This is a genomic window from Thermosynechococcus sp. Uc (assembly GCF_029335995.1).
Classification (GTDB): domain Bacteria; phylum Cyanobacteriota; class Cyanobacteriia; order Thermosynechococcales; family Thermosynechococcaceae; genus Thermosynechococcus.
In genome coordinates this window covers 42727-51725 of sequence record NZ_JARJMS020000092.1, presented here as the reverse complement: position 1 = coordinate 51725, position 8999 = coordinate 42727, and the positions used below count along the sequence as shown (strand labels likewise).

At 53.4% G+C, this 8999-nt stretch carries 7 protein-coding genes and 1 pseudogene; 3 read left to right on the top strand and 5 right to left on the bottom strand.

The window, feature by feature from the left end; genetic code table 11:
• Positions 1 to 142: 142 nt before the first annotated feature.
• Positions 143 to 1798: pseudogene (locus tag P3X23_RS10320) on the bottom strand (Rne/Rng family ribonuclease); the annotation flags it as partial.
• A 533-nt stretch (positions 1799 to 2331) separates the two neighbouring features.
• Between P3X23_RS10320 and hpnH the strand changes: the two are divergent.
• On the top strand, positions 2332 to 3342 hold the full coding sequence (gene hpnH / locus P3X23_RS10315; protein ID WP_300876322.1) for an adenosyl-hopene transferase HpnH: 1011 nt from the start codon (positions 2332 to 2334) through the stop codon (positions 3340 to 3342).
• Here the strand turns inward: hpnH and P3X23_RS10310 are convergent.
• From P3X23_RS10310 to rph, 4 genes are all read right to left on the bottom strand, one after another.
• Positions 3339 to 4571 carry an ABC transporter substrate-binding protein gene (locus P3X23_RS10310; RefSeq protein ID WP_300876319.1) on the bottom strand — a complete coding sequence of 411 codons (1233 nt, stop codon included), beginning with the start codon at positions 4569 to 4571 and terminating at the stop codon, positions 3339 to 3341. The genes hpnH and P3X23_RS10310 overlap by 4 nt on opposite strands.
• 10 nt (positions 4572 to 4581) lie before the next feature.
• A complete protein-coding gene (locus P3X23_RS10305) occupies positions 4582 to 6111 on the bottom strand; it encodes a YifB family Mg chelatase-like AAA ATPase (RefSeq protein WP_300876317.1) in 1530 nt (509 codons plus the stop codon).
• Positions 6112 to 6283: 172 nt separating this feature from the next.
• A complete protein-coding gene (locus P3X23_RS10300; protein ID WP_300876315.1) occupies positions 6284 to 6895 on the bottom strand; it encodes a hypothetical protein in 612 nt (203 codons plus the stop codon).
• On the bottom strand, positions 6888 to 7616 hold the full coding sequence (rph, locus tag P3X23_RS10295; protein ID WP_300876312.1) for a ribonuclease PH: 729 nt from the start codon (positions 7614 to 7616) through the stop codon (positions 6888 to 6890). The genes P3X23_RS10300 and rph overlap by 8 nt, the downstream gene beginning before the upstream one ends.
• A gap of 177 nt (positions 7617 to 7793) precedes the next feature.
• Between rph and P3X23_RS10290 the strand changes: the two genes are divergently transcribed.
• Together P3X23_RS10290 and P3X23_RS10285 are read left to right on the top strand one after the other, a co-directional pair.
• Positions 7794 to 8132 carry a P-II family nitrogen regulator gene (locus P3X23_RS10290; protein ID WP_298614483.1) on the top strand — a complete coding sequence of 113 codons (339 nt, stop codon included), beginning with the start codon at positions 7794 to 7796 and terminating at the stop codon, positions 8130 to 8132.
• A gap of 6 nt (positions 8133 to 8138) precedes the next feature.
• Positions 8139 to 8999, top strand: coding sequence for a shikimate dehydrogenase (locus P3X23_RS10285; RefSeq protein ID WP_300876309.1), 861 nt, complete (start codon positions 8139 to 8141; stop codon positions 8997 to 8999).

Here is an 8999-nt window from a genome sequence, read left to right as displayed (position 1 = left end):
GGGAGGGAAACTCATAAGCAGTTTCTGTCACATCCTCTGCCATTCTCTCGCAGATGGTAAGTGCTTTTTTTTGGGGTAGGGGTAGGGGGTCTTGGCCGGGGCGTGCCACCATAACAATCGCTCCCCGAGGGTTCTTCACCTATTCAGTATGCAGTACAAGGGGTGAAATTCCCATTTCTGCATAGACCGCCTGCTCTTGATCCGTCATCGTTACCGTAATTACCTCTGCGGGTTCAGAGCGGCTAGGACGGGCAGGACGTGGGGGACGACTCTCCACTTTGACCACAGGAGAGGGTGCCGTTTCTGTCGGTGCTGTAATTACCTTGCGGCCATTGCCATTTTCGGCTGTACGGCGAGAGCTGCGGGGGATTGGCGGATGACTACTGCGGGAGGAACGCGGGCGCGTAACCCCCACTGCTTGATAGTCCGGGTGGTTAATGAGTTGGGTCTCCAGGTTGCTACTGGCAAACCCATTCGGTTCACTGCGGGGTTCTAAACTACGGCGTGGCTCCGGTGGACGTGGCATGGGCGATCGCTCGACAATTTCACCAGGGCTATCCTCCGGTTCACCGGGTAAATGTACCAAGTGCCCCAAGCCACCGCAAGCACTACAGGGGCGGCCAAAGAGTTCGTAGATATTTTGCCCTTGGCGTTTGCGGGTCAATTCCACCAAGCCCAGTTCTGAAAGTTGAGCAATCTGGGGTCGAGCTTTATCGGCGCGCAGGGCTTTACTAAAGTGCTCCAGCAGTTGCAACTGGTCACGGCGGGAATCCATGTCAATAAAATCCACAATGATCACGCCCGCAATATTGCGTAGCCGCAGTTGGCGCGCAATTTCTGTCGCCGCTTCGCAGTTTGTCCACAGCACTGTTTCCCGCGAGGTTGCTGAACTGGTGAATGAACCGGAGTTGACATCAATAACCGTCAGCGCCTCCGTGGGTTGGATGATGATATAGCCACCGGAGGGCAAATCGACACGGGGCTTAAGGGCTTCACGGATGGCAGCATTGATCCGGAAGTAATCCAAAATGGGAATGGGTTCCTGGTGATAGTCAACGAGAACCCCCACCGGCCTATTGGCATTCCAGTTTTTCAGGTGCTGTTTTACCCGCTTGACCCCCTCTGGGGTATCCACGACAATGCGATTGACATCGCTGCTATAGACATCCCGCAGCACTTTTTGGATAAAGTCATCATCGCGCCCTAGAAGCTGGGGAGGACGGCTGGAGGCCGCCTGCTGTTGAATCGTTTCCCACTGCCGTTGCAACAGTTCCAGATCCTCAAGAATTGCCTCTTCGGAGACACCCTCGGCCTCTGTGCGCACCAATAGCCCCATGCCAGCGGGCTTGACCAAAATGCCCAAGGCACGTAGCCGATGCCGTTCCGCTTCATTGGTAATCCGTCGTGATAGATTCACCCCCCGACCATAGGGCATCAACACTAGATAGCGCCCTGGGAGAGAAATATTCCCCGTCAGCCGTGGTCCTTTGTTGCCGGTGGGTTCCTTCATCACCTGAACCAGCACTTTTTGCTGTGGTGCTAGTAACTCGGTAATTGCCCCAGCGGTTCGCTTGAGGCGCAGTGGACCAAGGTCACTGACGTGGATAAAGCCATTGCGGGAGGTATCCCCTATGTTGACAAAGGCAGCATCAATGCCCGGCAGGACATTTTCTACCACGCCAAGGTAGATATCCCCCACCTGATGGGTACCCGTGGCTACAATCAATTCCTGAATTTGATCTTCGGCAAAGACCGCCGCTAACCGATGTTCCTCGGCAATAATAATCTGCTTAGGCATTCATTATCCTTAGAATTTCTTAACAAAATAAACGTCAGCATGAATTGGCTGCAGGCATCTAGCACAGTGTCTAGCCACTCTTGCCCCTGTAAGGGACTTGTGCAAGTTTGGCTTTAAGTATGGTTGGGAAAAGGGTTCCTGTAGAGGCGGCTTGGCATTGGAACGCAGAACGCAATTGTGGTGATACCTAAAAGGCTCTGCACGACTTGCAGAAGGGAAAGATGTCACCCCATGCCAGCCCTAATGAAAATGTATGCCTAACCTTTGGTCTGTTGGGCTATGGAGGTTAAGCAAAAGGGATGTTTCTACAGTATCTTTAATGGTCTCTGATTGTACGTACATCTGTCAAGATTGCATAGGGCATTTTGCAATATTTTTTACGGTGGTCGTCACTGCCCTGTTGCTCCCAAGGAGAGTGTGCCACTTTGCAAACCTGATAGGACACTTTGGCGATCGCCTACAAAGCTGCTACAACTATAAGCATCTATTAAGCGTTTTGGCTAGCAAATTAGCCACACTGAGGAGAGTTGCCCATGGGAGTCCACATCAAGCAGGCAGTGGAAGTTGCGACCTATATCATCTCACAACGCCTACAGGGCAAAAAGCGCTTTCCCCTCACCTTGATGCTTGAGCCTCTCTTTCGCTGTAATCTGGCCTGTTCAGGCTGTGGTAAAATCCAGCACCCCCTTGAAGTCCTGCGCAAGTATCTCACCCCGGAGGAGTGCTTCCGCGCTGTTGAAGAATGCGGTGCGCCGATTGTTGCTATTCCCGGTGGGGAACCCCTGCTCCACCCGCAAATTGATGAAATTGTCCGTGGCTTGGTGGCGCGACGCAAGTTTGTTTATCTGTGTACGAACGGAATTCTCCTAGAGGAAAATCTGCATAAATTCAAGCCCTCTCCCTACTTTAGCTTTAGTGTGCACCTTGACGGTCTGCGGGAGTGGCACGACAAATGCGTAGATCGCAAAGGGGTTTTTGATATTGCGGTGAAAGCAATTAAAGCTGCTAAAGCTAAAGGGTTCCGTGTCACCACCAACACGACAATTTTTGAGGGGGCAGATCCCAAAGAAATGCAGGAATTTTTTGACTTTGTCAGTTCCCTAGGAGTGGACGGTATGATGATCTCGCCGGGCTATGCCTACGAGTGGGCACCAGACCAGGAGCATTTTCTTAAACGGGAGCAAACCCGCGCTCTGTTCCGCGAAATCCTCGCCCCCTACCGCGCTGGTCAGAAGAAGTGGAACTTTAACCACAATCCCCTCTTCCTTGATTTCCTTGTCGGTGAAAAGGATTACGAGTGCACCCCCTGGGGGATGCCAAGCTACAGTGTGTTGGGCTGGCAGAAACCCTGCTATCTCCTCAACGAGGGGCACTACAAGACTTGGAAGGAACTGATTGAAAATACCGATTGGGATAAGTATGGCCACAAAAGCGGCAATCCCAAGTGCCGTGACTGCATGGTGCACTGTGGCTATGAGGCTACGGCTGCTATGGATGCCTTTAATCCAGCCAATATGGTTAAGGCCGCAAGCAGCTTGTTCTAGTGCGGACGCATGAGTTGCCAACGCTGTTCTGCGGTTTTTAGGGCGGCTTTGGGGGTTAATTTTCCCAGAAGAACGCTTTCGATCGCTTGCCCAAGAATTTGCGAAAAACGAGCATAGCCGCGAAAGTTAGGGCGGGCTTTAGCAGTGGCCATCTGATCGAGAAAGACACGGAGGGCGGGCTGCTGTGCCACAAAGGCCTGATAGCGATCATTGGTGCGCACCCGTTCATTCACAGGTAAATACCCTGTGCCCAAGGCCCATTCTGTTTGGAATTCTTCACTGAGGACATAGTCCAAAAACGCTAAAGCCGCCTGTTCCCGTGGGGGCGTTGAGCGAAAGACAAAGAGATTCTCACCCCCCAGTGCGGTTGCAGTGGTCTTGAGGGCGGGCATAGGTAGGACACCAAAATCCACTCCCGACTGTTGTAGTTGTGCCAATGTCCAAGGCCCTGTAATCTGCATGGCCACCTCACCGCGGATAAATTGATCCAGTTCATAGCCGCGTTCGGGAGCCGAGAGAATTGCTAAGCCCTGCTGTCGCAGGCGTTGCCAAAAGTCAAGAGCCGCGATCGCGGGCGGAGTGTCAATGTGGGCGGTTTCTGGCGTTTCTCCGAGATTGCCACCAGCATTCCAAAAGAAGGGCAACCAGGTAAAGACAGCAAATTCCCCTTGGCCAAGGGCAAGGAGCAGTGGGGTAATGCCCTGGGTCTTGAGGGCTTGGCTCACCTCCTCCAGTTCCTGCCAGGTGGTGGGCAGTTTTTCAATGCCAGCGGCAGCCAATAAGCTAGGGCGATAAAAAATGCCAATGTTGTTGGTGGCAAAGGGAATTGACCAGTAATGATTGCCGTAGCGCATCGTGGGAATCAGCGCCGGACTCACTTGGTTCCGGTAGGGAGAGCTTTGCCACCAATCATCGAGGGGACGCAGGGCACCCAGATCGACAAACTGGCCGGTAATAGTGGGGTTATACCAGAGCAAATCTGGTGCAGCATTGCCCACCACCGCTGCGAGAATTTTTGGCAACTGCTGGTCGGGCTGACCAACGTAGAGGGCTTGGACGTGAATCTGGGGATGACGGGCATTGAAGCGATCCACTAGACGCTGGAGCACCACGCGATTGGCGGGTGGGTTGACCCCGTGCCAAAACACGAGTTCAATTGGCTCCTCCGATTGGGTTGCCGTTGTGCAGCCAATCAGTAGCAGCGCTAAGAAGCCCAGTAGGAACGCCAACCACGCCCATCTATTGCAAACGATCAATAGTGCGGTATTGAATGGCTTCGGCCACATGGGCAGCGGCAATCGTTTCACAGTCAGCCAAATCAGCAATGGTACGGGCTACTTTTAGGATACGATCTGTGGCTCGCCCCGACAGGCCGAGTTTGGCGATCGCCCCCTCTAGAAGTTGTATTGACGCTTCATCCAATTGACACCACTGACGCAAATGGCGGCTTTGCATTTGGGCATTGCAATGGAGGTTGGGTTCTTCGGCAAACCGCCGCTGTGCTCGCGATCGCGCCGCCAAGACCCGCTGCCGTACTGTGGCTGAATCTTCCCCTAGGCTTTGGCGAGTCATTTCCTCTGGCTTGAGACGGCTGACACTTACTTGCAGATCAATGCGATCCAACAGGGGGCCAGAGAGCTTTGCCCAATACTGTTCTCGCTGGCGTGGGGAGCAGGTACAGGGTTGCACTGGATCGCCATAATAGCCACAGGGACAGGGATTTGTGCTGGCCACCAAGATAAATTGCGCCGGAAAAACCACGGATTGGCGGGTGCGGGCAATAGTGACTTGGCCATCCTCAAGGGGTTGGCGCAAAAACTCCAAAACATCCCGCTTGAATTCCGTCAATTCGTCCAGAAAGAGCACACCCCGATGGGCAAGAGAAATTTCCCCCGGTCGCGGGTAGCTGCCACCGCCGACAAGGGCAGGTCCAGAGGCAGAATGGTGAGGACTGCGAAAGGGCGGTGTTTGGATCAATTGACCGCGTTCTTTAAGCAAGCCAGCAACGGAATGAATTTTCGTTACTTCAAGGGCTTCTTCAAATGTTAAAGGGGGCAAGATTGTGGGTAAGCGCCGCGCCAACATTGTTTTGCCACTTCCCGGTGGCCCGACAAAGATGAGATTGTGCCCCCCCGCAGCGGCAATTTCTAGGGCCCGCCGCGCTTGATACTGCCCCTTAACGTCCTTGAGGTCCAAGTTGAAGCAGGGAGAGGGTGGGGGATGGGAACTCAGGGAATTGGCTGCCGGCGATCGCGAGTTAGGGTCATTCAAAAAGGCTGCAACTTCAGCGAGGGTGTGGCAACCATAGACCTTTAGCCCCCGCACCACTGCTGCTTCCGTAACATTGGCAGTGGGCACCACTAAACCAGTCATTCCTTGGGCTTGCGCCGCAACAGCAATGGCCAGTACCCCAGCCACTGGCTGTAAGGTGCCATCGAGGGATACTTCACCAAGAAAGAGATGATCGCCGAGTAAATCCGTGGCAACCTGTCCTGAGGCCGCTAGAATACCGACACTGATGGGGAGATCAAAACTAGGTCCTTCCTTTCGTAGATCGGCGGGGGTGAGATTGACAACAATGCGCCGCATTGGAAAGCTAAAACCGGCATTACGAATAGCCGCCTTAACCCGCTCCCGTGCCTCCTGAACACCCGCATCGGGCAGACCGACCACCACAATCCCCGGTAAGCCGCCGGCAACATCTACTTCAACGCCGACGGGAATTGCGTCAATGCCTAAAACCGCAGCACTCCAAACTCGCGCCAGCATAGTCTAAACGTCAGAAAGAGCACCGACGACTGGCCGTGTTTCGTCTCGGTGCCCTTAACTGGTTCGCTCCTCACACACTTAATGACCTTAGCAGAAATATCCTAGATTTGTCACCATTGCATAGGATTGTTCATGAAGTTTGTTTGCAAAACTACACTTTCTGCATCTGCCCTTAGCGCAGGCTGCCCAAGGTATGCCGCCAAGCCAACTCTTTGTTGATAATTTCCAGCGATCGCTGTTCGGCACCACTGAAGAGGGGTGTAATTGTTTCCAGAATTTGCGCCAACAGTGGTGCTGCATAGTTCCCTGTGGAACGCAATAAATGGGCATAGTAGCGAAACTGGGCTTGACCTTGGGCGTTGCGATGAAAAGCTAGCACCTCGGCGGTTGTCAATTGCCACACAGGTGTATTCACTGGTACCACAAGGGTGGGCATCCCCTGCTGACCGTAGAGCTGACCCTCCACAGTCGCTAAATGACCAATGAGGGCAATCCAAAGCAGTGTGCGGGTTTCAGTGACTAAATCGGGACTGAGAAATGTGTCGGCACTGGTGGTGAGGCGAGGGCTGATCTGATGGAACTGGGGATTCAACAGTTGAGAATTGTAAATAACTCCAACCGCCCAGTGGCGCTGCTCATTTTCGAGTTTGACAAAGCGACCAAAGCCATAGTCTTCTGGGGCAGGGGGGTGGGGGACATCCAACTGATCCACCAGTTGCGCCACGTAATCACAGTGGGAGTTGGACTTGACGATGTGTCCCAAGTAAATGGACTGCTCACTCATAGCTTGCGGCTAAGACGTGCTGTTGGATTTCAATCAACTCTTGAATACCTTGGGTGGCGACATCAAGAAGGCAATCGAGGGTTGGCCGATCAAAGGAACCCATCTCCGCTGTGCCTTGAACCTCAATGAATTGACCACTGGCCGTCATCACCACATTGAGGTCTACACTGGCGGCTACGTCCTCAGCGTAGCTCAAATCTAGATAGGGTTCGCCATCAATCAGACCTACGGAAACCGCCGCCACTTGATGACACAGGGGAGATTCGCTGAGTACTCCTTGCTGAAGTAAGGTACTGAGGGCATCTACAAGGGCAATGTAGCCCCCTGTAATCGCCAGCGATCGCGTGCCAGCGTCGGCTTGGAGGACATCAGCATCCACAATGAGCGTGCGCTCCCCCAGTAGAGACAAGTCTAGGGCCGAGCGTAAGCTGCGACCGATCAGGCGTTGGATTTCTTGGGTGCGCCCAGACAGTTTGAGAAATTCTCGCTCCTGTCGTGGCCGTGTGGCACTGGGTAGCATGCGGTACTCTGCGGTGAGCCAGCCTTGGCCTGTGCCTTCCAAAAACTTGGGCACCCCCTCTTTAAGACTGACGGTACACAGTACTTGAGTTTGCCCCGCTTGGGCAAGCACCGAGCCCAAGGCAAATTGGGTGAAATGCCGCTGAAAGCGGTGCGATCGCAATTCCTGTGGTTGACGGCCATCGGGTCGCTGCCACCCCATGCTTGACTCCCTTTCAATCACCTTCCCTATTAGAGCTTATTTTCTGGAGACAGCGCGAGAGGTTGCCATTGGGCGATCGCCCAATGATTGGAGATAATGTAGTTATTGCTACACGCTATACTCTTTTGCCAATGCTAAATAAAGATTAGCCCGTTGCCATAGAGAAGGAGTTTGACATTGAAAAAGGTAGAAGCCATCATTCGCCCCTTTAAATTGGATGAAGTGAAGATTGCCCTTGTCAATGCAGGGATTGTCGGCATGACCGTCTCAGAAGTCCGTGGCTTTGGGCGGCAAAAGGGGCAAACGGAACGATATCGCGGTTCTGAATACACGGTGGAATTTTTACAAAAACTAAAAGTCGAGATTGTTGTCGAAGATAGTCAAGTGGACATGGTGGTGGCCAAAATTGTTGAAGCTGCCCGCACTGGCGAAATTGGCGATGGCAAGATTTTTGTGACTCCCGTAGAACAGGTCATTCGCATCCGCACAGGGGAAAAAGATCACGAAGCGGTCTAGAGGCCAATGCCAAAAATTTCTGGTCAAACCCAGCTGCTGGGAGTAATTGGCGATCCCATTGAGCACACCCTCTCCCCAGAAATGCACAATGCAGCACTGGAACATTTGGGCTTGAACTATGTCTATGTACCCTTTCGGGTCAAGCCGCAGCAGTTGGCGGGGGCGATCGCCGGACTGGATGCTCTGAACGTTGTTGGCTTTAATGTCACCATTCCCCACAAGGAAGCTATCCTTCCCCATTTGGCGGATGTTAGCGACCTTGCCCAGCAAGTGGGGGCAGTCAACACTGTCTATCGCAGTGAAAAAGGTTGGGTGGGTACTAACACCGACGTGCATGGCTTTTTGGCACCGTTGCGACAGCGGACCTACCCGTGGCCAGAGATTGCCGTTTTAGTTTTGGGCTATGGGGGTGCCGCACGCGCAGTGGTTACTGCCTGTTATGATTTGGGCTGTCGGCAGATCTATATCAGTGGCCGGCAAAGGGAACGGCTGCAAGCCTTGGTTGCTAGTTGGCCGCAGAGAACTCTCCATCCCTTGGTATGGTCAGAGCGTGCCACGTGTTTAGAAAAAGTCGGCCTTGTGGTCAATACGACCCCTATTGGCATGAATCCCCATAGAGACGCTACCCCCCTAACGGGTGAGGATTTAGCCCGCTTACCCGCCACCGCTATTGTCTATGACCTCATCTACAAGCCTCGTCCTACCCTCCTTTTGCAACTAGCTATGGCGCGAGGACTGCAAACCTTTGATGGTCTTGCCATGCTTCTTCATCAGGGGGCGGCAGCCCTAGAGTACTGGATTGGCCAACCCGCGCCTACTGCCATCATGGCCATTGCCCTTGAAACTGCCCTAGGGAGGGAAGAGTAG

Bases quoted from the DNA above. Each gene is read 5' to 3' on its own strand.
- hpnH (WP_300876322.1), top strand. From the start codon at position 2,332: ATGGGAGTCCACATCAAGCAGGCAGTGGAAGTTGCGACCTATATCATC.
- P3X23_RS10305 (WP_300876317.1), bottom strand. From the start codon at position 6,111: ATGCTGGCGCGAGTTTGGAGTGCTGCGGTTTTAGGCATTGACGCAATT.
- P3X23_RS10300 (WP_300876315.1), bottom strand. From the start codon at position 6,895: ATGAGTGAGCAGTCCATTTACTTGGGACACATCGTCAAGTCCAACTCC.
- rph (WP_300876312.1), bottom strand. From the start codon at position 7,616: ATGGGGTGGCAGCGACCCGATGGCCGTCAACCACAGGAATTGCGATCG.
- P3X23_RS10285 (WP_300876309.1), top strand. From the start codon at position 8,139: ATGCCAAAAATTTCTGGTCAAACCCAGCTGCTGGGAGTAATTGGCGAT.